This window comes from Nocardia veterana NBRC 100344, assembly GCF_000308855.1.
GTDB classification, from domain to species: domain Bacteria; phylum Actinomycetota; class Actinomycetes; order Mycobacteriales; family Mycobacteriaceae; genus Nocardia; species Nocardia veterana.
This window is the reverse complement of sequence record NZ_BAGM01000006.1, coordinates 19,638-44,071: the sequence shown is the minus strand read 5'-3', so window position 1 is coordinate 44,071 and position 24,434 is coordinate 19,638. Positions and strand designations below refer to the sequence as shown.

21 protein-coding genes and 1 pseudogene are annotated in these 24,434 nt (G+C 67.4%); 9 read left to right on the top strand and 13 right to left on the bottom strand.

Features of this window, described 5'->3' with window-relative positions; translation table 11 throughout:
- Positions 1-47: 47 nt before the first annotated feature.
- Positions 48-446, top strand: a complete 399-nt coding sequence (locus tag ON37_RS01000; protein WP_040715481.1) for a subtilase-type protease inhibitor — start codon at positions 48-50, stop codon at positions 444-446.
- Between the two features lie 65 nt (positions 447-511).
- Here ON37_RS01000 and ON37_RS00995 read toward each other — a convergent pair.
- Positions 512-895 (bottom strand): annotated as a pseudogene (locus ON37_RS00995) (winged helix-turn-helix transcriptional regulator); the annotation flags it as partial.
- A gap of 76 nt (positions 896-971) precedes the next feature.
- On the opposite strand from ON37_RS00995, the gene ON37_RS00990 reads away from it, so the two are divergent.
- Positions 972-1,907, top strand: a complete 936-nt coding sequence (locus tag ON37_RS00990; protein ID WP_040715477.1) for an NADP-dependent oxidoreductase — start codon at positions 972-974, stop codon at positions 1,905-1,907.
- Between the two features lie 10 nt (positions 1,908-1,917).
- Here ON37_RS00990 and ON37_RS00985 read toward each other — a convergent pair whose 3' ends face one another.
- The 3 genes from ON37_RS00985 to ON37_RS00975 form a co-directional block, all read right to left on the bottom strand.
- The gene (locus ON37_RS00985; RefSeq protein WP_040715420.1) at positions 1,918-2,283 is read right to left on the bottom strand and encodes an ArsR/SmtB family transcription factor; all 366 of its coding nucleotides are present in this window, start codon (positions 2,281-2,283) and stop codon (positions 1,918-1,920) included.
- 7 nt (positions 2,284-2,290) lie between these two features.
- Complete coding sequence (locus tag ON37_RS00980; protein ID WP_040715418.1) at positions 2,291-3,535, bottom strand: MFS transporter; 1,245 nt, start codon at positions 3,533-3,535, stop codon at positions 2,291-2,293.
- A 366-nt stretch (positions 3,536-3,901) separates the two neighbouring features.
- Positions 3,902-4,555: a maleylpyruvate isomerase family mycothiol-dependent enzyme gene (locus ON37_RS00975; RefSeq protein ID WP_083892618.1), complete on the bottom strand. Its 654-nt coding sequence runs from the start codon at positions 4,553-4,555 to the stop codon at positions 3,902-3,904.
- 95 nt (positions 4,556-4,650) lie between these two features.
- Here ON37_RS00975 and ON37_RS00970 point away from each other — a divergent pair, with 95 nt between their 5' ends.
- Positions 4,651-5,055: a MarR family winged helix-turn-helix transcriptional regulator gene (locus ON37_RS00970; RefSeq protein WP_051031027.1), complete on the top strand. Its 405-nt coding sequence runs from the start codon at positions 4,651-4,653 to the stop codon at positions 5,053-5,055.
- A 127-nt stretch (positions 5,056-5,182) separates the two neighbouring features.
- Complete coding sequence (locus tag ON37_RS00965) at positions 5,183-5,530, top strand: hypothetical protein (RefSeq protein WP_157171315.1); 348 nt, start codon at positions 5,183-5,185, stop codon at positions 5,528-5,530.
- A 25-nt stretch (positions 5,531-5,555) separates the two neighbouring features.
- Here the strand turns inward: ON37_RS00965 and helR are convergent, their stop codons facing one another.
- From helR to ON37_RS00950, 3 genes are all read right to left on the bottom strand, one after another.
- Complete coding sequence (helR, locus tag ON37_RS00960) at positions 5,556-7,745, bottom strand: RNA polymerase recycling motor ATPase HelR (protein WP_174362051.1); 2,190 nt, start codon at positions 7,743-7,745, stop codon at positions 5,556-5,558.
- 216 nt (positions 7,746-7,961) lie between these two features.
- Positions 7,962-9,392, bottom strand: a complete 1,431-nt coding sequence (locus tag ON37_RS00955; protein WP_040715413.1) for a WS/DGAT/MGAT family O-acyltransferase — start codon at positions 9,390-9,392, stop codon at positions 7,962-7,964.
- A 164-nt stretch (positions 9,393-9,556) separates the two neighbouring features.
- Positions 9,557-9,763, bottom strand: a complete 207-nt coding sequence (locus ON37_RS00950; protein ID WP_040715411.1) for a DUF397 domain-containing protein — start codon at positions 9,761-9,763, stop codon at positions 9,557-9,559.
- Between the two features lie 402 nt (positions 9,764-10,165).
- Here ON37_RS00950 and ON37_RS00945 point away from each other — a divergent pair, with 402 nt between their 5' ends.
- Together ON37_RS00945 and gluQRS are read left to right on the top strand one after the other, a co-directional pair.
- The gene (locus ON37_RS00945; protein ID WP_040715472.1) at positions 10,166-10,636 is read left to right on the top strand and encodes a DUF309 domain-containing protein; all 471 of its coding nucleotides are present in this window, start codon (positions 10,166-10,168) and stop codon (positions 10,634-10,636) included.
- Positions 10,633-11,553, top strand: coding sequence for a tRNA glutamyl-Q(34) synthetase GluQRS (gene gluQRS, locus ON37_RS00940; protein ID WP_040715409.1), 921 nt, complete (start codon positions 10,633-10,635; stop codon positions 11,551-11,553). Before ON37_RS00945 ends, gluQRS begins: the two co-directional genes overlap by 4 nt.
- Before the next feature lie 17 nt (positions 11,554-11,570).
- Here gluQRS and ON37_RS00935 read toward each other — a convergent pair whose 3' ends face one another.
- Positions 11,571-12,110, bottom strand: coding sequence for a DUF4190 domain-containing protein (locus tag ON37_RS00935; protein WP_040715408.1), 540 nt, complete (start codon positions 12,108-12,110; stop codon positions 11,571-11,573).
- A 49-nt stretch (positions 12,111-12,159) separates the two neighbouring features.
- Between ON37_RS00935 and ON37_RS00930 the strand changes: the two genes are divergently transcribed.
- Positions 12,160-12,933 (top strand): queuosine precursor transporter, encoded by a 774-nt coding sequence (locus ON37_RS00930; protein WP_040715406.1) that lies wholly within the window; start codon positions 12,160-12,162, stop codon positions 12,931-12,933.
- Positions 12,934-12,980: 47 nt separating this feature from the next.
- Here ON37_RS00930 and tgt read toward each other — a convergent pair whose 3' ends face one another.
- From tgt to ON37_RS00905, 5 genes are all read right to left on the bottom strand, one after another.
- Complete coding sequence (gene tgt, locus ON37_RS00925; RefSeq protein WP_040715404.1) at positions 12,981-14,225, bottom strand: tRNA guanosine(34) transglycosylase Tgt; 1,245 nt, start codon at positions 14,223-14,225, stop codon at positions 12,981-12,983.
- A 67-nt stretch (positions 14,226-14,292) separates the two neighbouring features.
- Complete coding sequence (locus ON37_RS00920; protein ID WP_040715402.1) at positions 14,293-16,239, bottom strand: ABC transporter ATP-binding protein; 1,947 nt, start codon at positions 16,237-16,239, stop codon at positions 14,293-14,295.
- 70 nt (positions 16,240-16,309) lie between these two features.
- On the bottom strand, positions 16,310-18,046 hold the full coding sequence (locus ON37_RS00915) for an ABC transporter ATP-binding protein (RefSeq protein ID WP_040715400.1): 1,737 nt from the start codon (positions 18,044-18,046) through the stop codon (positions 16,310-16,312).
- Between the two features lie 151 nt (positions 18,047-18,197).
- On the bottom strand, positions 18,198-18,680 hold the full coding sequence (locus tag ON37_RS00910; protein WP_040715398.1) for an RrF2 family transcriptional regulator: 483 nt from the start codon (positions 18,678-18,680) through the stop codon (positions 18,198-18,200).
- Positions 18,680-19,276: a TetR/AcrR family transcriptional regulator gene (locus ON37_RS00905; RefSeq protein WP_040715397.1), complete on the bottom strand. Its 597-nt coding sequence runs from the start codon at positions 19,274-19,276 to the stop codon at positions 18,680-18,682. The genes ON37_RS00910 and ON37_RS00905 overlap by 1 nt, the downstream gene beginning before the upstream one ends.
- A 207-nt stretch (positions 19,277-19,483) precedes the next feature.
- Between ON37_RS00905 and ON37_RS00900 the strand changes: the two genes are divergently transcribed.
- Both ON37_RS00900 and ON37_RS00895 read left to right on the top strand, forming a co-directional pair.
- Positions 19,484-21,856 carry an MMPL family transporter gene (locus ON37_RS00900; RefSeq protein ID WP_040715396.1) on the top strand — a complete coding sequence of 791 codons (2,373 nt, stop codon included), beginning with the start codon at positions 19,484-19,486 and terminating at the stop codon, positions 21,854-21,856.
- 258 nt (positions 21,857-22,114) lie between these two features.
- Positions 22,115-24,424 carry an MMPL family transporter gene (locus ON37_RS00895; protein WP_040715470.1) on the top strand — a complete coding sequence of 770 codons (2,310 nt, stop codon included), beginning with the start codon at positions 22,115-22,117 and terminating at the stop codon, positions 24,422-24,424.
- The last annotated feature ends 10 nt before the right edge of the window (positions 24,425-24,434 follow it).

Sequence of the window (24,434 nt, the reverse complement as noted above, 5' to 3'; positions counted from 1 at the left end):
TTGCGACCGTGCAAAACCAATGCTGAACAGTTGCGGAGGTTGTGCTGATGCGCCGTCTCGTCCGAGTCCTCACGATCGCGGCCGTAGTCCTGTCCGCCGAGCTCATCCTCGCCGATGCCACCGCCGCGGCGCCCGAACCGCGGACCGCGCTCGTCCTGTCGATCAGCGAAGGAACCGAGCTCGCATCGAACGCTCGGACTGTGCAGTTGCTGTGCGAACCGACGGGTGGCGACCATCCGAAGGCGCAGCAAGCGTGCGACGCTCTCGCACGCGTCGACGGCAACTTCGACGCCCTGGATATCGAGCTGATCTGCACACCGGAATACCAGCCCTTCACGGCAACCGCGGATGGGCTGTGGCGGGGTCGCCGGGTTCACTACCAGCAGACTTACCCCAATTTATGCTTCCTGGAAAGTCACCTGTCGCCGGTCTTCGACTTCTTCTGATCGCTCGACGATTCCTGGCCGCGCCCATCCGGCAGCCGGGGTTCGCTCCGAGTGCCGGTGTCCGAATGCCGCGCGCGGGCGGCCTCGACTTCGTCCATATGCTCCTCGGCCCAGTTCTTGATGGCCTGCATCACCGGCAGCAGGGACCGGCCCAGTGGTGTGAGTTCGTAGTCGACCCGTACCGGCACGGTCGGCTGCACCGTCCGAGTCACGAGTCCGTCGCTTTCCAGGTTGCGCAGCGTCTGGGTGAGCATCTTCTGGCTGACGCTGGCCAGTCGCCGCTGCAGATCGCTGTAGCGCTGTGGCCCGTCCGCCAGGGCGTTGATCGCCAGGCTCACCCACTTGTCGGAGATCCGGTCCAGCAGTTTACGGGCGGGACATTCGGCCAGATATGCGTCGTAGGCAGTGCCGCGCTCGCTGCGAAGCTGGGCCGCGGTGCGGGTCGGCATCGGTCACCTCCGGGTGCGATAGGCACTTCGAAGTGCGTACTTCCTGTCGAAGAGTAACTCTCCGACAGTGGTGTACATGAGTAGCGGAGAAATGATGCGGGCCGTCGTGGCCCGCGGGTACGGCGGGCCCGAGGTGCTGGAGATCGTCGACGTCGCGATTCCCGAACCGGGCCCGGGGCAGGTCCGGATCGAAGTCGAAGCCGCCACCGTCAACCCGGTCGATCTGGCCACTCGCTCGGGCGCGCTGGCCGAGGCCGGGTTGATGGCGCCGCGGGCGATCACCGGAATGGGTTGGGACGTGGCCGGATCCATCGACCGGCTCGGCCCGGACGTCTCCGGGTTCGCGGTGGGACAACGAGTGATCGGCCTGCGCGATCTGCTCGACCGCTCGCTCGGAACCTATGCCGACTACGTGGTGCTCGACGCGACGGCGGTGTCGCCCATCCCCGCCGGGTGGTCCGGCGTCGAGGCCGCCACCCTGCCGCTCAACGGCCTCACCGCCGCGCAAGCGCTCGATCTGCTGGGCCTGCGGGAAGGTGACACCCTCCTGGTCACCGGCGGGACCGGGGCCGTCGGGGGATTCGCTGTCGAACTCGCCGCGCGGCAAGGCGTTCGGGTGCTCGCCCAGGGCTCGGACCCGGCCTTCCTCCACTCCGTCGGCGCGCACTGGACCCTTCCGCGCGAGGCCGACCTGGCGACCGAGGCCCGTCGGTTGGTGCCCGGCGGCGTGCATGCCGCGCTCGACACGGCGGGCCTCGGGGCTCGGGCGCTGGCCGCCGTGCGGAATCGGGGCTCCTTCGTCACGGTGGTGGGTGGTGCCGATCCGATTCCCTTGCGCGGCATCGCCGTTCACCACGAATGGATCCACGCCGACGGCGGAACCCTCGCCCGCCTGGTGGACCAGAACCTCACCACCCGCGTCGCCGACACGCTCCCGCTGGCCGATGCCGCGGTGGCACACGAGCGGCTCGCCGCCGGCGGTTTTTCCGGCCGCTTGGTTTTGACGCCCTGACCTCGGCCGCCTACTCGTGTGGCAGTTCGCCCGTCACGATGTGATCGGCGAGGTTCATACCCTCGCGGACCAGGCGGGCGAGGTGGCCGTCGCGGATGCGGTAGATGATGCGGCGGCCGGCGCGACGGGTTTCGACCATGCCGGTGAAGCGGAGTTTCGCCAGGTGCTGGCTGACCGCGGTGCGCGAACCGCCGCATGCCTCGGTCAGGGCGGTGACATCGGCTTCGCCGGCAGCGAGCACGCACAGGATGTGCAATCGAGTGGGGTCGGAGAGCATTCGGAACACCGCGGTGGCGGCGTCGAGATGGGCGGGATCGGGTTCGGCGGCGTGGACCAGGCTTGGCGCCGCGATCGCGCGGGTTTCCTCACCGGTCATGGCTGCCTCACCGACTTCCTGTCGCCGCCATCTGCGCACCTGACGATTCGTGTGCCGGCCACGCGCGCGCGGCGACCACCGCGGCCAGTGTAGCCAGCGCGGCCAGCACGATCGCGGCATCGGCCTGGCCGGCGGCGGCGCCCAGCCAACCGGCGATCGGGTAGGTCAGCAGGAAGCACGCGTGCGAGAGCGAGAATTGGGCGGTGAACACCGCGGTCCGCGAGTCGGAATCGGACTGGGCGCGAAGCAGACGCGCCGCGGGGGTGTTGATCAGCGAGCTGCCCGCTCCCAGCAGCACCCAGGCCGCCACCAGCAGGGCCCAGCCCGGCGTGGGCGCCGGCCGGAACGCGGCCAGCGCCGCGGCGCCGATCAGGCCGATCGGCAGGATCGCGCAGCCGGTCATCATGAGGCGACGGTCGGAGATACCGGTGAGCAGCCGCGGGATCGCCAGCGCGATCATCATCGATCCGCCGCCGTAACACCCCAGTGCGAGCGCCAGCCCGGATGCCGATCCGTGCAACAGCACCCGCACGTAGACGACGCTGTCGACGATCACCAGGGCGGTCGCGGCGGCGACCGCCAGATTCATCGCGAGCAGTCCGCGCAGGACCGGGCGAGTGGCCATGTAGTGCGCGCCACGAGTGATGCGGGTGCGCAGCGGGACCGCACGGTTCGGCGGGGTCAGCCGCGGCAACCGCGTACCGCCGACCATGACCGCGGAGGTCACGAAGCCGACCGCGGTGCCGACGAACAGCAGGTGGTAGCCGATCACGGTCAGCAACGCCGCCGCCAGCACCGGACTGAGCAGCGCTTCCAGGTCGTAGGCCGCCCGGGACAGCGACAGCCCGCGGGTGTAGTCCCGCTCGTCGGGCAGGATCGACGGGATCACCGCCTGGAAGGCCGGGGTGAAGGTGGCCGAAGCCGCCTGCAACAGGAAGATGAGCCCGTAGATCTCCCAGATGTGCGTGACCAGTGGGAGCAGCAGCGCGATGACGGCGCGGACGACATCGGCCGACACCAGCAGGGTGCGGCGCGGCACCCGGTCGGTCAGGGCCGAAATCACCGGCGCGACACCGACATACGCGATCATCTTGATCGCCAGCGCGGTGCCGAGCACCGCACCCGCGGCACGTCCGGCGAGGTCGTAGGCGAGCAGGCCCAAGGCCACCGTCAGCAGTCCGGTGCCGACCAGCGCCACCACCTGCGCGGTGAACAATCGCCGAAAACGGCGATGGCGCAGCACCTCCAGCACCCGAGCCTCCGCAACCGTCGCCGACGAACCGAACAGTCACAGCATAGGCCAATAAGTGCGCAAGTGCGCACATGTATTAAGGAACGTCCGAGCAGCGACCACACCGCACACCCCGCCGCGCCCGAATCGCGAAAACACGGCCGCCCGGATCGGTGGCGGGGTCCTCGCCACATCCCGCCGAACGCATCGAACACCCGCTCGGCGATTCCCGCCCGGCTTCGCCCGCGGCGCGACCCTGCTGCTCATGCCGGCCGCGTCGACGAGTGGGAACCCGAGGAGGTGTACCGGGGCCCCGAGCTGGAACGACTCGGCAGTGCACGGGACCTCGCCGGGCCTTGCGGCCCGCAGGGCAGCCGCGGTGATCGCTCAGGCCGGCGCGAGGCGGCGCCGGAGGTGGTCGATCCCGTCACCGGACAGTTCGCGCAGGGCGATGGGGCGGCCGGTCATCAGGAGCAATAGAGCCAGCGCCGGGCCGTGAATCGGGGTGCCGCTGCCGACCGACCAGTCGATATCGTCGGCGATCAACTCGAAATCGCGCAGCCGGCGCCGCGCCCGGAACGGCCAGCCCATGCCCCAGACCCGGCTCGCGGCCGCGGCGGCATCCCCGGGCCGCACGGCGATCGAACGGTTCAGCGGAAGCGCGATGTCCTGACCGTGAACGATGGTGTCGAACAACAGATTTCGCACATTGGTGACGGCGGGCATGGTGCGGGCGGGAGCGGCCGCGCGCAACTCCGCGGCGAGATCGGCACCGGGACGGTCCGCGTAGGCGACGGTCAGCCGGTCGACCATCGCGTTGTACCGGCCCCCGGCCAGGACGAAGGCCCGGGCCGCCGGCCCCAGCGCCAAGGGCCGGGAGCCGAGGACGAGATGGGCAGCCACGTCCCGGATGCGCCAGTGCGCACACAGCGAGGGCGCCTCCCATTCGGCTTCGGTGAGGCCGGACAGCAGGTCGGCGATCGCCACCCGCTGCTGTTCGATGACGCGCCAACAGTGCTTGTCGTCGGCCCACATCGGCATTCTCCTCACATTAGTAAGCCTACCTGACTAATTTAATCAGCCTGGCTGACTATATTCAAGATGTGACCGAATCCGACCTCAACATCGGCGTGCTGATGTTCATCCCGTACCGAGCGATGGAGGCTCGGGTTTTCGGCGCGCTCTCGGCCGCGGGTTTCACCGACCTCACCCTCGCGCAGGCCCGGCTCGTCGCCCGGCTCGGACCGGACGGCACCCGGCTGACCGAACTCGCCGAACAGGCCCAGGTCACCAAGCAGACCGCCGGCGCGCTGGTCGACCAGCTCGAGCGCGGCGGCTACGTGGAACGGATTCCCGACCCGAGCGACGGCCGGGCCCGGCTGATCCGGCTCGCGCCGCGCGGCGCCCGGGCCGCCGCGGTGGCGAATTCGACCGCGGCGCGCGTCCAGGACGAATGGGCCGCCCACCTCGGTCCGCGTCGGATGGAGCAGTTGCGCGCCGCCCTCGACCGGCTGCGCGAGATCACCGACCCCTATACCTGACCTCCCGGCCACCACCCGTGATCGCTTGTCCGGGTAATCAGTTCGCCGATCTCACCCCGCCGGACGCGGGCGACCCGGCCGGGTAATCGGCGAGCTATTGTCGGCACCCCGGTTTATGATCGAACACATGTTCGAACATTGGCCGGAGCAGGGAGGGGAGCAGGGAGAACTGCCACTACACCGGGTGGTGGTTCCGCCGATGCCCGTGCTGGTCGATATCGCCGCCGCTATCCCGACACATCCCCACCTCGCCGAACACGAGGCGGTGGCCGGCCCGGTGCGAGCCGGCGGGCTGGACATGACCGGGCGGATCCCCGGGCGACTGCATGCCTGGGCGCGCGCCGCCGACGGAACCTGGTTGGGACTGGTGGAGTTCGAGTTGACCACCGGCAACCGCCGCAGCCGGCTACCGGTCACCCAATGGTGCCCCGCCCATGCATTGATCATGCGCGGCGGTTGCGGGCCGCCTGCCTAGACGGCCCGCGAAAACCCCACCCGGACTACGCCTTTCCCGCCGGAGCGGGAGCTTCGATCGGGGTCAGTCCCCGTAGCGCCGACGGCAGAGGCTCCCGATGCAACACACCCAGCCGCTGGGTGGCCCGGGTGAGTGCGACATAGAGCTCGGCCGCCCCGCGCGGGCCGTCGGCGAGGATTCGCTCCGGTTCCACGACCAGAACCGCATCGAATTCGAGGCCCTTGGTCGTCGCGGCCGGCACCGTTCCGGGCATGCCGGGCGGGCCGATGACGACGCTGGTGCCCGCGCGACCGGCTTCGGCTCGCACGAATTCGGCTATGGCAGCGGGTATTTCGTCTGCGGTGACCCGACGCGACCAGGGCTGCACACCGGCGGCTCGCACCGATTCCGGCGGCTCGACGTCCGGCGCGAACTCGGCGAGTACGGATGCGGCGACGGCCATGATCTCGGCCGGGGTGCGGTAGTTCATCGACAGCGACCGGTAGAGCCAGCGACCGGGCGCATAGCGATCGAGCATGTCCTTCCACGATCTCGCACCGGCGGGCGATCGGCGTTGCGCGAGATCGCCGACCACCGTGAACGAGCGACCGGGACAGCGCCGCATCAACACCCGCCAGTCCATCTCGGACAGCTCCTGCGCCTCGTCCACGACGATATGCCGATAGGTCCAATCCCGGTCGGCCGCAGCGCGTTCCGCCAGTTCCCGAGTGTCGCGTTCGGCGAACCGCTCGGCCAGATCCTCGGCGTAGAGCAGATCGGTGGCGAACAGATGGTCCTCATCGTCCATCATGTCCTCGCGACCGGTCATCAGGTCCAGTACCCCGGCGGCGTAGTCGGCAGCCGCCTGCCGCTCCCGGTCGGCGGCGGAATCCGCCGGCTTCTCCCGCCCCAGCAGATCCACCAGTTCGTCGAGCAGCGGAACATCGGACACGGTCCAGGCCGCACCGTCGGCTCGCCACAGCGCCGGATCGGCGCCCGCGGCGCGCAACCGCTCCCGCGACGAATACAGCGAGGCGAGCAGGCCTTCCGGGGTGAGCACCGGCCACAACTGATCCAGTGCCGCCAGAAATTGCTCGTTCTCGGCGAGTTCGGCGGTCAGATCGGCCCGCATGTTCTCCCACGCCTCACGATCGTCGCGAGTCAGCCAGCCCTTGCCGATCCGGGCGATCGACCGTTCGGTGAGCACGTAGGTGACGATCTCGCGGAACACCGCCCGCGCCTCGTTGTGCGGCAGACCGCTCGCGCGTGCCTCCGACCTCGCCCATTCCGCGGTCTCGGCGTCGATGCGGGTGGTGACATCGGTCAGCTCGACGGTCAGCGGCCGCTCCGGCAGCCGTTGCCGGTCGGCGATCGCGGCCGCCAGGACGTCGAGGATGCCCAACGACCCTTTGATCCGGGCGGCTTCCTCGGTGTCGTCGGCCGTGACGTGCAGGCCGGGGACCAGACCACCGGTGGTGGTGAAGACCACGTTGGTCTCCCCCAACGAGGGCAGCACCCGGCCGATGTGGTGCAGAAACGCCGGATTCGGCCCGACCACGAGCACGCCGTGCCGTTCCATCTGCCGGCGCTGGGTGTACAGCAGATAGGCGACCCGATGCAGCGCGACGACGGTCTTGCCGGTACCGGGCCCGCCCTCGATCACCACCACACCGGCGTGGTCGAGCCGGATGATCTCGTCCTGTTCGGCCTGGATGGTCGCGACGATGTCCCGCATCCCGTCCCCGCGCGGGGCGTTCACGGCCGCAAGCAGCGCCGCATCCCCGCGGGCGCCCGCACCGGGGCGTCCGAAATCCTCGTCGGTGAAGTCCACCACCCGGCGCCCACGCGAGTGGAATTGCCGGCGCCGACGCATATTTTCCGGATTGGCCGCGGTCGCGACATAGAAGGCCCGCGCCGCAGGTGCTCGCCAATCGAGGAGCAACGGTTCGAATTCGTCGTCCGCGTCGAAAATTCCGATCCGTCCGATATACGACCGCTCGCCGCTGACGGTGTCCAGCCGCCCGAAGCACAATCCGTTGTCGGCCACGTCCAGCCGCTTGACCTCCCGAGCTCGCGCCCGCACCTCGGCATCCCGTTCGACCAGCGCCGCGCCGCCGCGCAATGCCGCGCGATACCCGGCCTTCGCTCGGTCCCGTTCGGCGTCCAACCGGGCGTAGAGCCCGTTCACATAATCGCGTTCCCGCCGCAATTCGTCTTCGTATCCCTGATCCGACATATGCCCTCACTTCTCCGCTCGACGATCGCGGTCACGCACCGGACATCCGTGTCCCACCTCGGCCGGCCATTGTGCGGCATCACCGGGGCCTTGCCGCAAGCCCCGGGGTCGGCTATATATTGAATATGGAAGGAGTGGGTCACCACCCTTCCATTCTTTGTAAAGGCCTCGTTGTAAAAGCCCTGAGAAGCCCTGTTCAGTGCGTTCTCCGTCGGCTCACCGGCCCGAGCGTGCGACGGCCTCGCGGATCGCTTCGCGCAGGAGCCGCGCGTAATCGTCCACATCCGGCACCGCCCGGGAATCGGCATGGATCGAGAGTGTGATCGAACTTCCCAGACCGTGCAGGCCGTGGGTCAGATGCATGACCGCGCCGAGGGCGGGGAAGCCGGCGGTGAACCGGACCCGCCCGCCCGCGACCGCGAGATCGCCCGGTCCCCGGTCGACGCTGGACAGGACGGTGTGGCCGGAAATCCGGTCGGGGACCGTATCGAGTGGATAACCGGCGATATCGCGGCGCAGCACCGGCGCGGGAATGGCATCGGTGACACGATCGCGGGCGGCCTGCAACGGGTGGGTGGCCCGATCGCGGCGGTCGGCGAGCGCCGCGGCGATCCGGTCGGCGCGAATCCGCAGATCGGGTTCCGCCACAGCGAGGTCCACGCCGAGGTCGCGATAGTTGTTGCGCGAGCGGGCCGCGGCCGAAGCCGCCGGTAGTGCCATCGAAACCTGCGCGCCGAGCCGATCGACGGATGCATCGTGTGCGGCGAGGTAGCGCTCGAGCGCCCGCGAAATCGCCGTCAGGGCGACGACGGTGACGGTACGGCCGGGAGCACGCAGGTCCTCCCCCACGATCATGCGGACTGCCCGATGCGTGGGTGCAGGCGGACGATTGATCACGGTCGGCTCGAAACCCGTTGCCGGCGGCGGTATCTCACCTGCCACGGTCCGGCGGTGCAGTTCGGCGTCGGCACGTGCCGCGGCCAGCCCGCGCCGGACCGTGCGTGCCATCGCCACGGGGAGCAAGACCGCCGAACGGGCCTCGGCCGCACCGTCTTCCACCACGCCCAGCAGAGCTCCCAGCCGACTCCGCCCGGAACGAGTCACCGATCCGGCCACCGCACCCGAACCGTTCCCTCGGGCCTCGGAGCCACCGTCACCCGGTTCGGCCTCGTCGGTCTCGCCGGCCAATCCGGTCAGCAGTGCGCGGGCGATTTCCGCCGCCCTCCTGCCGTCCGCCAACGCATGCGACAGTTGCAGCACCACAACCAGGGCCGGCTCCGCGCCACCCGGCGCATCACGAATGCCGCGGAACAGGTGCAACCGCCACGCATACCGTTCGGCGGGCACGCCCACGCCGAGCAGGTGCCCCAGCGTGGCCTCCACATTCATCCACAGTGGTGCGTCCAGGTCATGCACAACGAACTGATCCGCGTCGAAATCACCAGTCTCCCATCGCGGATAGGCCAGCCGCCGCTCACGAACCCGCAATCGCAGATCCGCGATCCGCGCGCTGCGTGCGCGCACGGCCGCGCGGAGCCGCGCCTCGGATGCCCCCGTGTCGTCGAAGCAGTACAGCAGGAACAGGTCGTTGCAGGCGCGGCGCGAGAGCCAGAACCTGGTGGCATCCTGCGGGGTCAGCACATCCACCCGCCGACGATATCCACAACCGCCCACAATTCCCGCACCGCAACCGTCGCCTGGCGGCCGTACCTCGCGGCCGTCGAGACGGGACGGCTGAGCCGTCGCACCTGCGCACCCAGCAACAAGGCCCCGAATCGGTGCGACTCGGGGCCTCTCCGGTTCGCCGTCGGTCAGGCGGGCCCGAGTTTCCCGGCCGTCACGCCCGAGACGAACGCATCCCACTCCCCGGGCGTGAATGCCAGAACCGGTCCGGCGCCACGGTCCTTGGTGTCTCGAACCCCGACATTGCCGTCGCGCAGAAATGCGACCTCGACACAGTTTCCGTCGGGCCCGCTGTATTTACTCTTGCGCCATACCGCACCGGAGAAATCAACCATCACCTCAGCCTCTCCTTTACCATCCGTCGATAACGCGAAAATCCTGCTGCACTCGCCGGGCGCCCCCGGTCACGACGACTGCGTAGACCTACGATGCGCCTGGTCACAGCGCACTACCTGCTCAATTCACCGATCGGTTCACGAGGTGCACACCGCCGTGGTGCAGCCCTCGGGGTAACCCCGGGAGAGCACCCTAGCAGCACCCCCAATCACTGTCTGCTGTCTTTTCGCTTTCAATCATCGAATTGCCGCTGCCGAATTCCGGTTCACTAATAGCGGAGGAATTGCCAAATGACAGGAGAATGATCCGGTAAACAAATCGCCGGCCTCGAATTCCGGGCGCCGATCGCCGCGGCGGGCACCCGATAAACCGTGCGGTTGCTCGGCGTGGATCATGGAGTCGTGGTGGAACGAGATCGCGACGATGCCGGACACGCCCGAAATGCCCGTCCTCGTGACCGATTCGGGCGCCCCCTACCGCCGGGTAGCGTAGGCGTTGCCCGAATTCCGGATGATCTCGACCTGCCACCCGACGAAACCTTGGACTACGCACAGCGCCTCCTCGACGAGGGTCTGGCCTTCAACGCACACGAGGTACTCGAGGCCGCCTGGAAGAACGGGCCGTTCGCGGAAAGGATGCTGTGGCAGGGCCTGGCGCAGTACGCCGTAGGCCTCACCCATATCCAGCGCGGAAATCCGAAGGGCGCTCGCACCCTGCTCGAACGGGCGGTGGGCCGGTTACGCGCCACCCCGGAGCCGCCGTACGGCATCGACGCTCCCGGGCTCGTCGCGCACGCCGAGGATCTGCTCGCGGATCTGGCGGCCGGACGCGACATCCGGGAGGACGACCTGCGGCCCCGGCTGCGCGGATGAGGCCGCATACCGCCGGCGCCGGCCGCTTCGCCCCCAGCCCGTCCGGAGATCTCCATCTCGGCAATCTGCGCACCGCGCTGCTCGCCTGGCTGTTCGCCCGCAGCACCGCACGCAACTTCCGGATCCGGATCGAAGATCTCGATCGCGTGCGCGCCGGTGCGGCCGAGCGCCAACTCGAGGATCTGGCCGCGATCGGTCTGGACTGGGACGGCCCCGTGCTGCGCCAATCGGAACGCACCCGCCACTACGACGCGGCCATCGAGCGGCTCGGCGCCGCCGGATTGACCTACGAATGCTATTGCACCCGAAGGGAAATACAGCAGGCGGCAACAGCGCCACACGGTCCGATGGGCGCCTATCCGGGCACCTGCCGCGACCTCACCGCGGCGGAGCGGGCGGCCAAACGGGCCGAGGGCCGCCCGCCGGCCCTGCGGTTACGCTCGCAGACAACGGAATTCGAGGTCGTCGACGAGATTCACGGCCGCTACCGCGGCCTCGTCGACGATTTCGTGCTGCGACGCGGCGACGGCACGGCCGCCTACAATCTCGCGGTCGTCGTCGACGATGCCGCACAGGGCTTCGATCAGGTGGTGCGCGGTGACGATCTGCTGCCCTCGACACCGCGCCAGGCCTACCTGGCCACGCTGCTCGGCCTCGCCGTCCCGGCCTACGCGCATGTGCCGCTGGTGCTCAACACCGACGGCGCCCGGCTGGCCAAGCGCGACGGAGCCGTCACGCTGCGCGACCGGATCGCGCTCGGCGAAACGCCGCGGGAGGTATGCGCGCTGCTCGCGGCATCGCTCGGATATTCCGGAGCGACGCCGCGCGCGCTGCTGGACCAGTTCACGCCCGCGAATGTGCCACGCGCACCGTGGATCCTGGATCCCGAACACCCGGACCCCGACCGGCGCGGGTGAGCTACCGGCCCGTCGTCCTACCAGTTCGCGGCCGCCACATTGATGATGATCCACACGATGGTCAGCGCGATCCCGACCGCACCGACCCAGATCCCGCCCAGCGCCATACCGCGGCCCTGGCCGCCGCGCTCCTTGATCTGATTCAGCGCGATGACCCCGAGGATGATTCCGACGATCGAGCCGATGCAGGTGCACAGACCCAGAATCGAAGCGATCAGCGAACCGATCGCCAGACCGTTCGTCCCCTGCTGCGGCGGCTGAGCGTAACCGTAGGGCTGATAGGGCGGCGCGCTCGGATATCCGTAGTTGGGCTGGCCGTACGGCTGCTGCGGCGGCTGGGGGTAGCTGGGATACGAAGGCGGGGGCGGGGTCGGCTGGGCCGGCTGCTGGTGGGGGCCGGACTGCTGATGCGGACCGGGTTGCTGATGCGGGGCGGAGGAGTATCCGGCCTGCGGATCAGGCGGCGGGGTCGCCGAGGGGTGGCCGCCCGAATCGGACGAGACACCTTCGCCGCCGTACTGTTTCCACCATTCGTCGGAATCGCCGGGATTCGTCATCGGTCCAGCCTATTCCACCGGGGCCTCCTGCCGGTATCGTGCACAGCTCGTGAGTGAGACACGAGAAACGACACCGACCGGGGAGTCTGGACGCCCCGCGGTCGAACACGCAGCATTCGCGCAGGCCGCGGGGGGTCCCTTCACATTGATCGTGACCTTGTTCACGGCCACCTTGATGATTTCGAATATCTGCGCCACCAAGGGCGTGCAGTTCTTCACCGGCCACGAGCTGTCGCTGGGGCCGATCGAGATCCTGCCGATCACCACCGACGGCGCCTTCTTCCTGTTCCCCCTCGCCTACGTCATCGGCGACGTGTTGAGCGAGGTCTACGGCTTCAAGGCCGCCCGCCGCACCATCTACTACGGCTTCGGCATGCTCATCCTGATGGTGGTGTGCTTCTGGATCGCCATCGGACTGCCGGCGGCCGGGTTCTACGAGAACCAGGACGCCTTCCGCACCGTCGCCGGGACCACGCCGCAGCTCGTCGCCGCCGGACTCGCCGGATATGTGGTGGGCCAGTTCCTCAATTCGATGACGCTGGTGCTGATCAAGGAGCGCACCAAGGAGAAGCATCTGTGGGCGCGGCTGCTGGGCTCCACCGTCGCCGGCGAATTCGGTGACACGCTCGTGTTCTGCTCGATCGCGGCGACCGCTATCGGGATCAACACCTGGGGCGCGTTCATCAACTATGTGATCGTCGGCTTCGTGTGGAAGACGCTGTGCGAGGTGCTGATCATGCCGATCAGCTACCGCTGCATCGGCTATCTGAAGAAGCACGAGCCCACCTACGCACCCCTGGACAAGCCCGCGCTCTACAGCTGACGCGAGACCCGGGCCGACCGGAACCGCACGGGGCAGGGCCTTTCCGTTCAGTCGAAACGGATCCGGCCCTGCCACCGGCCCAGGAATTCGGCCTTGAAGTCGTCGTAGTAACCGCCCTCGATGCTCGCGCGGATGTCGTCGACGAGCCGAATTGTGAAGCGCTCGTTGTGAATCGTGCACAACGTGGCGGCGAGCATCTCCTTCGCCTTGAACAGGTGATGGATATAGGCCCGGGTGTAGTGCGCGCAGGTGTAGCAGTCGCAGGTCTCGTCGATCGGCGTGAAATCACGGCGGAACCGGCTGGTGTTGATGTTGAACCGGCCGGCCGCCACGTAGATCGCGGCATTGCGCGCGACGCGGGACGGATTGACGCAGTCGAAGGTGTCGGCGCCGTTCTCGATCGCGACGAAGAAGTCCTCGGGTTCGCTGATCCCCAGCAGGTGCCGCGGCTTGTCCTCCGGCAGTTCGTCACAGCACCAGCCGACGATGGTGCCGAGATTCGCCTTCTCCAACGCGCCGCCGATGCCGTAACCGTCGAAACCCGTTCCGCCGCTGCCTCGCATCGCATCCAGATCGCGGCAGGCCTTGCGGCGCAGATCTTCGTACTGCGCGCCCTGGATCACCGCGAACAGTGCCTGATACGGCCGGTGCGCCCGTTCGGCGGTGAGCCGCTCGTGTTCGTCGATGCAGCGTTGCGCCCACTCGTGCGTGCGCCGCAGCGACTTCTCCTGATAGCCACGGGTATTGAACAGCGTGGTCAGTTCGTCGAAGGCGAACATGATGTCGGCGCCGAGCCGGTGCTGGATGCCCATCGACACCTCCGGGGTGAACCGGTGGTTCGATCCGTCCAGATGGGAGCGGAAGGTGACGCCGTCGTCGTCGACCACGGCCAGCCGTTCCTTCCCCTTGGCGATCACCTCGTCGCTCTGCACACCGACCGCCTCCATGGCCAGCACCTTCTTGAAGCCGACGCCGAGCGACATGACCTGGAAGCCGCCGCTGTCGGTGAAGGTGGGGCCGGGCCAATTCATGAACCGGCCCAATCCCCCGGCCTCGTCCACGATGTCGGAGCCGGGCTGCAGATACAGGTGATAGGCGTTGGCCAGCAGGGCCTGCGCACCGATCTCCGCCATCGTCTCGGGCAGCACCGCCTTGACCGTGGCCTTCGTGCCGACCGGGATGAACGCCGGGGTGGCGATCGGACCGTGCGGTGTGCTGATCACACCGGTGCGGCCGTGCCGGCCGGGCAGCCGGGTACCGATGGCGAAGGAGAACTGGTCGGGATCGGACACGCCGCTATCCTGCCAGTCGACATCCGCACCGATGCCGCGAGCCCGGCGCGCGCACCGGCCCGACGGGCTAGACGACGTCGACGGTCTCCTCGTCGACCAGATCCTGATCGACCGCCGCACCGGTGAACTGCGCGTTGTAGAGCCGGTAGTAGGCGCCGCGCGCGGCCAGCAGCCGTTCATGGGTGCCCTGCTCCACGATCCGGCCGCCCTCCATCACGACGATCAGATCGGCATCGCGGATGGTCGAAAGCCGATGTGCGATAACGAAACTGGTGCGATCGCGACGCAGTGCGGCCATCGCCTGCTGGACCAGCAGTTCGGTGCGGGTGTCGACCGAGCTGGTCGCCTCGTCCAGGATCAGGATGGCCGGTTTTGCCAGGAAGGCGCGGGCGATGGTGATCAGCTGCTTCTCGCCGGCGCTGACACCCGAACCCTCCTCGTCGATCACGGTGTCGTAGCCCTGCGGCAGCGAATGGACGAAGCGATCCACATAGGCCGCACGGGCCGCCTCGAGGATCTCCTCCTCGCTCGCCCCGGTCTTGCCGTAGGCGATGTTCTCGCGGATCGTCCCGCCGAACAGCCAGGTGTCCTGCAGCACCATGCCGATGCGGGAACGCAGCCGATCCCGCGAGATGCGGGTGATGTCCACCCCGTCGATGGTGATCGCACCGGAATCCAGCTCGTAGAACCGCTCCAGCAGGTTGACCAGCGTCGTCTTACCGGCACCGGTCGGGCCGACGATCGCGACCACATGACCGGGCTCGGCGACCAGCGAGAGGTCCTCGATGACCGGCTTGTCGGGCTCGTAGCGGAACGACACCGCGTCGAATTCGACCCGGCCGTGCTCGAGCGAGCGTTGGTCCTCCTCGCCCGGGTCCGGAATCTGCTCGTCGGCGTCGAGGATTTCGAAGATGCGTTCCGCCGACGCGACGCCCGATTGCAGCAGGTTGACCATCGAACCGATCTGGGTCAGCGGCTGGCTGAACTGGCGCGAGTACTGGATGAAGGCCTGCACCTCACCCAGCGACAGACTGCCCGAGGCCACCCGCAACCCACCGACCACGGCGATCAACACGTAGTTGAGGTTCCCGATGAACATCATCACCGGCATGATCAGCCCGGAGATGAACTGAGCCTTGAAACTGGCCTGATAGAGCTTGTCGTTGCGTTTGTCGAACTCGGCGCCGACCTCGCGGACGCGGCCGAACGCGGTGACCACCTCGTGCCCGGTGAAGGCCTCCTCGACCTGCGCGTTGACCAGGCCGGTGTACTTCCACTGATCGATGAAGTGCGGTTTGGACCGCTTCGCGATCTGGGCGGTGACGATCACCGCGGCCGGCACCGTCAACAGCGCGATCAACGCCAGCAGCGGCGAGATCCAGAACATCATGATCATGATGCCGAGCACCGACAGCACCGACATGACCAGCTGACTCATGGTCTGCTGCAGACTCTGCGCCACATTGTCGACATCGTTGGTCACCCGGGACAGCACATCACCGCGGGCGTTGGTGTCGAAATAGCTCAGCGGCAGCCGGTGGATCTTGTCCTCGACCTCGCTGCGCAACCGCTGCACGGCCCGGTTGATCACCGTGGTGAGCAGATAGGCCTGCAGCCAGTTGAACACCGACGCCAGCACGTAGAGCACCAGGACCAGCAGCAGTACCCGGCCGACCGCACCGAAGTCGACGCCGACACCGGGCACCACGTGCATCGCCGAGAGCATGTCGGCGAGCCGGTCCTGCCCCTGCTCCCGCATCGAAGCGACGGCCTGATCCTTGGTCAGACCGGCCGGCAACTGCTTGCCGACGACCCCGTCGAAGATCAGGTTGGTGGCCTTGCCGAGAATCTGCGGACCGAGCGTATTCATCACGACGGCGGCGACGGTCAACAGGAAGATCGCGACCACGAACGTCCGGTCCGGAGCCAGCCGCTGCAACAGCCGCTTCAGCGTGGGCCCGAACGATTTCGCCTTCTGCCCGGGCGCCCCCGGCATCGGCCCCCCGGGCCTCATCGGGCCGCCTCCTGTGTTCTGCGGGACACCCGCACCCGGACGGCCCGATCAGCGGCTGCGCGAAGGTAGCTCATCGGGCCGCCTCCTCGGGACTGAACTGCGATTCCACGATCTCCCGGTACTCCTCGCATTCGCGCAACAGCTGGTCGTGGGTGCCGAGGCCGACCATGGCGCCGTCTTCGAGAACGACGATCTGGTCGGCGTCGCGGATGGTCGATACCCGCTGCGCCACGGTGATCACCGCGGATTCGCGCGTCTCGGGGCGCAGCGCATCGCGTACCCGGGCGTCGGTGGCCACGTCGAGGGCGGAGAAGCAGTCGTCGAACAGGTAGATCTTGGGCTTCTTCACCAGGGCGCGCGCAATCGCGAGTCGCTGCCGTTGTCCACCGGAGACGGTGGTGCCGCCCTGCGCGACCGGAGTCTGCAGGCCCTCGGGCATGGCTCGGACGAAATCCGCCGCCTGCGCGATTTCCAATGCGTGCCACAGCTGTTCGTCGGTCGCCTCCGGATCGCCGTAGCGCAGATTCTCCGCGATCGTGCCGGAGAACAAATACGCCTTCTGCGGCACCAGGCCGATCTGGGAGCGCAGCAGATCCATGTCGAGCCGGCGCACATCGGTGCCACCAACTCGCACCGATCCGTCGGTCACGTCGATCAGTCGGGGAATCAGATTGATCAGCGTGGTCTTGCCGGACCCGGTGGATCCGACGATCGCGGTGGTGCGTCCGGGCTCCACCCGGAAGCTGATATCGCGCAGGACGGGTTCCTCGGCGCCGGGGAATTTGAACTGCGCCGCAGACAGTTCCACGACGCCCGGATCACCGGCGAAGGTCTGCGGCTGCGCGGGCGGCACCACCGAGGAGTCGGTCTCGAGGACCTCGGCGATGCGTTCGGCCGATACCGCCGCGCGGGGCGCGATCATCGCCAGGAAGGAAGCCATCATGACCGCCATCAGGATCTGCATGATGTAGGACAGCAGCGCGGTCAGCGAGCCGATCTGCATCTCGCCGGAATCGATCGCGTGTCCGCCGAACCAGATCACCGCGACCGTGGTCAGGTTGCTGATCAGCATCACGGTCGGGAACATCAGCGCCGCCATCCGGCCGACGAACAGCGACGCCGTGGTCAGCTCCTCGTTGGCGACCCCGAAGCGCTGGGTTTCGTGCCGTTCGCGCACGAACGCCCGCACCACGCGAATACCGGTGATCTGCTCGCGCAGGACCCGGTTCACCGCGTCGATGCGCTCCTGGACACGCCGGAAGCCGGGGACCATCCGGGAGATGATCAACGCCATCGTCAGGCCGAGCAGCGGCACCGCGACCAGCAGAATCCAGGACAGTCCGAGATCCTGGCGCAGCGCCATGACGATGCCGCCGATGCACATGATCGGCGCCATCACCAGAATGGTCACGCTCATCACGACCAGCAGCTGCACCTGCTGCACATCGTTGGTGTTGCGGGTGATCAGCGAGGGCGCGCCGAAGATCCCGACCTCGCGCGCGGAGAAGGTGCCGACCCGGTGCAGCAGCGCCGCGCGCATTTCCCGCCCCGCGCCCATCGCGGCCTGCGCACCCAGATAGACCGAACCGGCCGACGCGAGAATCTGCACGCCCGACACCAGCAGCATCCACAGACCGGTGGTCCAGATGTAGCCGATATCTCCCTTGGTGACGCCGTTGTCGATGATGTCGGCATTCAGGCTGGGCAGATACAGCATCGCGATGACGGAGATGAGCTGCAGCACAACAACCCCCACCAACTGGGTGCGGTAGGGGGCGAGAAAGGCGCGCAGCAACCTGATCAACATGATGGGTGCAGGCTACCGTCATTCCGAGGCGCCGGCGGAAACATTTTCCGGCGGGCGACATCGCTTCCCGGATGCGGCGGACGCGGGCCGCCCGCCGGGATCGCCGCACCTCGGCACGCCGGGCCGTCCGGCGGCGTCGCGATCGGCCGGATCAGTCGGCGGTGGGCGGGACCGGCGCCGGGCGACGGGTCCACGCACCGGGATCGCGGACCAGTTCGGCGATGAAATCGGGCAGCCGGTCGGTGGCGATATCGGCGATCGACACCTGCTCCAGCACGGCACGAATATTGACCCGCAGCGCGATCCACACCCGCTGCAACGGCTCGGCCACGCCCGAATAGACCACATCCTCCGGCCGCTGCCCACGCACCGAGGCCAGCGGACCCTCGACCGCGCGGATCACATCCGCGATGCTGATCTCGGTGGCCGCGCGGGCCAGCCGGTAGCCGCCGTCGGGACCGCGGCGGCTGACCACCAGATCGGCCCGGCGCAGTTCCCCCGCAATGGCTTCCAGAATTTTCGGCGAAATCTGCTGCGCCGTGGCGATCGTCTCGGCCTTGACCGAATCCGGTTGGGCGCGAGCGATTTCCAGCAATATACGGACCGCGTAGTCGATCCTGGCCGAGATGTGCACTAGCGCGATTCACCCGGCCCGTTCAGCACACCGAGGGCGGCCTCGATCAGCACGCGCTCGACGACCTCGTCACCGGCGTCGGGCACGAGTTCATCCGACCAGAGCGCGGTACCCAGCACTTCGAGCGCGGCACTCGCCCGCAACTGCGCCTCGGCCGAGGGTTCCGGTCCGGCCAGCCACACGCACAGGCGGCGGTGCATATCGAACATGTCCGGATGCCGATCTCCGATGGCGTTGATGATCGCCACCGTGTCACGCACGCACATCGCGCCGGCGGTCCGGTGCCGTAACAGGGTGCGGAGCTGGTGATGCAGCACTTCACGGGCGCCGGCGGGACTGTGCGGCACACCGTCGAGTTCGTCGACGACCTGCTTCATATCGTCGAAGATCGGCTCGATGATCGCGAGCAGCAGATCGAGCTTCGAGGCGTAGTGATAGTAGAGCGACGCCTTTGTGATTCCCACCGCATCCGCGACCTCGCGCAAACTGGTCTGCTCGAATCCCTTGGTCGAAAACAACCGGATCGCCGCCTCGCGAATCGCATCTTTGGTGCTCTGACCTGCGACAACTGATCCGGAGGTAGTTCGGGCGCTCATGCGATGATCCTCTCATCAACCGATCGAAACGCCAGGACGCGCCCCGAAAATTGAGGTTGGTCCTCCGCTTACGGATTCGGTAGTCTACCTACCGCACGGTAGGCAGAGCGCGTCGATGGAGGCGGATCGCAGTGCGGCGTCCGCAGTAGTGCTGTCTACGGGGCCTGAACTCAGCACCGCAAATCAGCTATCGCTAGGAGATACCGCGTGTCCGTGTACCTCTATCGGTGGGGGAAGTTCGCCTTCCGCCGAAAATGGATCGTGCTACCGATCTGGTTGCTGATCTTCGTGATTGTCGGCGCCGTCGGCGTCGGGCTGAAGAAGCAGAGCCAGGACGACTTCAACATGCCCGACCTGCCCTCGCAGAAGGCCACCGACATCCTGGACCGAGAATTCCCGGGACAATCGGCCGCCTTCAAGTTCGACGCGGTCACCGGCACCTATGTCGTCGCGGCCCAACACGGCAAGCTGACCGATCCGGACAACCACCGAGCCCTCACCGCGCTGGTCGAGAAGATCAACAATCTCGACATCGTCGACGAGTCCAAGATCAAGGCCGATCCTCAGCGTCCCGGTGTCCTGGTCGACCCCGTCACCGCCACCACCGCGATCGGCTGCACCTCGGGTGACCGTACCGACCCGAACTTCGTCGCCAAATGCGGTCTGGCGCCGCTGAATGTGCTCGGCAAGAACAACAATGCCGATACCGTCGCCTACTTCAGCGTGCCGTTCGACATCAAGTCGTTCTCCGACCTGACCCAGGCCGACCGGGACAAGGCCTACAAGGTCGCCGATGAGGCGCGCCAGGCCGGCCTGGAGGTCGAACTCAGCGGTTCCATCGCCACCGAGCAGATGGAGCCCGGCGGCGCTTCGGAGATGATCGGCTACGTCGTGGCGTTCATCGTGATGATGGTCGCGTTCGGCGCGTTGCTGGCCGCTTTCGTCCCGATTCTGACCGGCATCGTCGGCGTCGGGATGGCGTCGGCGCTGATCATGGCCGGTACCTCGGTCGTGAACATCCCGAACTTCACGACCGTGCTCGCCTCGATGATCGGTATCGCGCTGTCCATCGACTACGCGCTGTTCATCGTCTCGCGCTACAAACACGAACTCGCCGTGCAGGATTCGCCGGAGGAAGCGGCCGGCGTGGCCATCGGCACGGCCGGCTCGGCCGTGGTCTTCGCCGGGATGACCGTGATCATCGCGCTGTGCGGGCTGAGCATCGTCGGCGTCAGCTTCCTGACCTGGATGGGCCTGGGCGGCGCGCTCGCGGCGTTCTTCGCGATCCTGGTCGCCCTGACCCTGCTGCCCGCCGTGATGGGAGCCTTCGGCCGCTTCCTGTTCAAGCCGAAGCTGCCGCTGGTGGCGCGCACCGACACCGAGGACGACAACGCCGTCACCAACGGCAAGCGGTTCGCCCGCGTGATCGCCAAGGCCCCGTGGCTGACCCTGGGCGCGAGCGTGATCGTGCTCGGCCTGCTCGCCGGACCCGCGGTGAATCTGAGCCTCGGCCTGCCGGGCGAGGACAGCCAGCCCAAGACCACCACCGTCCGCAAGGCCTACGACCTGCGCACCGAGGGCTTCGGCGAGGGCAGTAACGGCACCCTGCTGGTGGTGGCGGATCTGACGAAGGTCCGGCCGGAGCAGCGGCAGGAAGCCGTCATGGCGTTGCACGACAAGCTGGCCGCCTATCCGGGCATGGACTTCGTGACCATGCCGTCGACGAACAAGCTCACCGCCGGCAAGACGCCGGATTTCGTCAACAGCACGGGCGCTCAGCTGACCGCGGTACCCGACTACGGGCCGAACAACTCCGACACCCAGGACCTGGTGAAGCACGCCCGGGATGCGGAAGCGGACCTGCAGGCGAAGTACGGCATGGAGTACGGCATCACCGGCAGCACGGCGATCTACTCCGATGTGTCGAACGCCCTGCTCGGCAAGATCGTGCCCTACATGACGATCGTGGCGATCGCGGCCTTCCTGCTGCTGGTACTGGTCTTCCGGTCGATTCTGGTGCCGCTGACGGCCGCACTCGGCTTCCTGCTCTCGATGGCCGCGACCTTCGGCGCGACCGTGCTGATCTTCCAGCAGGACAAGCTCGGCCTGATCGGTGACCAGCATCCGATCGTGAGCTTCCTGCCGATCATGTTGATCGGCCTGGTCTTCGGGCTCGCGATGGACTACCAGGTCTTCCTGGTCACCCGCATGCGCGAGGAGTACATCCACGGCAAGTCACCCGAGGAGGCCATGGTGGCGGGCTACCACCACGGCGCTCGCGTCGTCACCTCCGCGGCCATCATCATGATCTCGGTCTTCGCCGGATTCGTGCTGATGCCGGATGTGACCGCGAAGTCCATGGGCTTCGCCCTGGCGGCCGGCGTGCTGTTCGACGCCTTCCTGGTGCGCATGGTGCTGATCCCGTCGCTGCTGGTACTGCTGGGCAAGTGGGCGTGGTGGATGCCGAAGTGGCTCGACCGGGTCCTGCCCGATATCGACGTCGAGGGCACCAAGCTGCGCGAACTGCAGCAGCGCGCCCGCGACGCCGCGTCCGAGAAGCAACCGGTTCCGGTCGGCTGATCACCGGGATCCGACGGGCCCCCATCCGAGTTTTCGGGTGGGGGCCCGGTTCGTATCCGGACCCGTGCCAACTCGATCACCCGGGAGTTCTTGATCTGACAGCAACTACCCAGCAGACTCGGACCTGACGCTCTCCATCTCGGCCACTCGACGGACCCAGGCGGTCCGGCGGGTGCATCGGCAACCGCACAGCTCGATCAGCGATCGGCCCCGGTTCGCGCGGATCGGAATCGAGGACCGCGACCACTAGGAGTGCCCGTGTCCGTGTATCTGTATCGATGGGGAAGATTCGCCTTCCGGCACAAATGGATCGTGTTGCCGGTCTGGCTGATCCTGTTTCTGATCATCGGTTCGCTGGGCACGCAGCTGAAGAAGCCGATGAACGACGACTTCACCATTCCGAATCTGCCCTCGGAACGTGCCACCGAGATCATGGACAAACACTTCCCGGGAATGTCGGAGGCGTTCAGCTTCGAAGCGGTGACCGGCACGTACGTCTTCGGCGCGGCGCCGGGGCAGAAGCTCACCGACACCTCCCAGCGCGCCGCCCTCGACGGCGTGATCGCGAAATTGAACGGCCTGAACATCGTCGACCACACCACCCCGCTGGTGGATCCGGTCACCGCCACCGAACGGATGGGCTGCCTGAGCGGCGACCGCGGTTCGCCGGAATTCGTCTCCCGATGCAGCGCCGCGCCACTGAACGTGTTGAACCGGGAGCATCCGGATACCGTTGCGGTGCTCACGGTTCCGTTCACCATCGCGAAATTCACCGACATCACCGAGGCCGATCGCCAGGCCGCCTTCGGGGTCGGCGACGATGCCCGCGCCGCCGGACTTCAGGTCGAGATGAGCGGCTCGCTGGCCATGGAACAGTCGCAGCCGAGCGGCCAGGCCGAGATGATCGGTATGGCCGTCGCACTGGTGGTGATGGTGGTGGCCTTCGGTGCGATCGTGGCCGCCTTCGTACCGATCATCACCGCGATCGTCGGGCTCGGGCTGGCCACATCGGTGATCTTCCTCGGTACCTCGTTCATGTCGGTGCCGAGTTTCACGACCTTCCTGGCCTCGATGATCGGTATCGCACTGTCCATCGACTACGCCCTGTTCATCGTCTCCCGCTACAAACACGAACGGGCCGTGCAGAGTTCACCGGAGATCGCCGCGGGTACCGCCCTGGGGACGGCCGGTTCGGCAGTGGTTTTCGCGGGCGCGACGGTGATCATCGCGCTGGTGGCGTTGGCCATCGTGAACATCCGCTTCCTGACTTTCATGGGGTTGGGCGGGGCGATCGCGGCGGCCTTCGCGGTACTGACCGCCGTCACCCTGATGCCGGCGCTGCTCGGCGCCTTCGGGAAGTACCTGTTCACACCGAAGCTTCCGGTGATCGCGCAGCACGACCCCGAGGACGATGCGGTGGTCACCAACGGCATGCGGGTGGCCCGGGTGATCGGCCGGATGCCGTGGCTCACGCTGGTCGCGAGCATCATCGTGCTGGGCCTGCTGGCCGCGCCCGCGCTGAGCCTGAATCTGGGCCTGCCGGGTGAGGACAGCCAGCCGAAGACGACGACCATCCGGAAGGCCTACGACCTGCGGACCGAGGGATTCGGCGAAGGCAGCAACGGAAAACTCGAGATCGTCGCGGATCTGACCGATGTACCCACCGATCAGCGGCAGCCGGCGATGACCGCGCTGCACGACGAATTGGCCGCATATCCCGGGATGGACTACGTCACCCAGCCGCAGCCGAGCAAGGACGGCGCGGGCGCGCTGATGACCGCGGTACCCACCACCGGCCCCAATGACCAGGCCACGAAGGATCTGGTGCGCAATGCCCGCGACGCCGAATCGAAACTGCACGCCGAATACGGGATCGAATACGGAATCACCGGCACCACAGCCATTTACGCGGACGTCGATCACGCGCTGCTCAGCAAGATCCTGCCCTATCTGGCGATCGTCGCGGGCGCGGCGTTCCTGTTGCTGATCGCGGTCTTCCGGTCGGTGCTGGTGCCGTTGACCGCCGCGCTGGGATTCCTGCTCTCGATGGCGGCGACCTTCGGGGCGACCGTACTGATCTTCCAGAAGGGGGCGCTCGGGCTCATCTCCGAACCACGGCCGATCGTGAGCTTCCTGCCGATCATGTTGATCGGCTTGGTGTTCGGCCTCGCCATGGACTACCAGGTCTTCCTCGTCACCCGGATGCGCGAGGAGTACGTGCACGGCAAGGCGCCGACCGATGCCATGATCTCGGGCTACCACCACGGTGCCCGGGTGGTCACCTCGGCGGCGATCATCATGATCTCGGTTTTCGGTTCGTTCCTGCTGGAATCGGATGTGACCGCGAAGTCCATGGGTTTCGCGCTGGCGGCCGGCGTCCTGTTCGACGCCTTCCTGGTGCGGATGGTCCTCATCCCGTCGCTGCTGGTGCTGATGGGTGAGGCGGCCTGGTGGATCCCCAACTGGCTCAGCCGGATCGTGCCGGACATCGACGTGGAGGGCGCTCGCCTGCGCGAACTCCACATCGACGATCCGGACGAACCACGCAGCCCGGTGAAGGTCGGCTGAGCCGACGCTC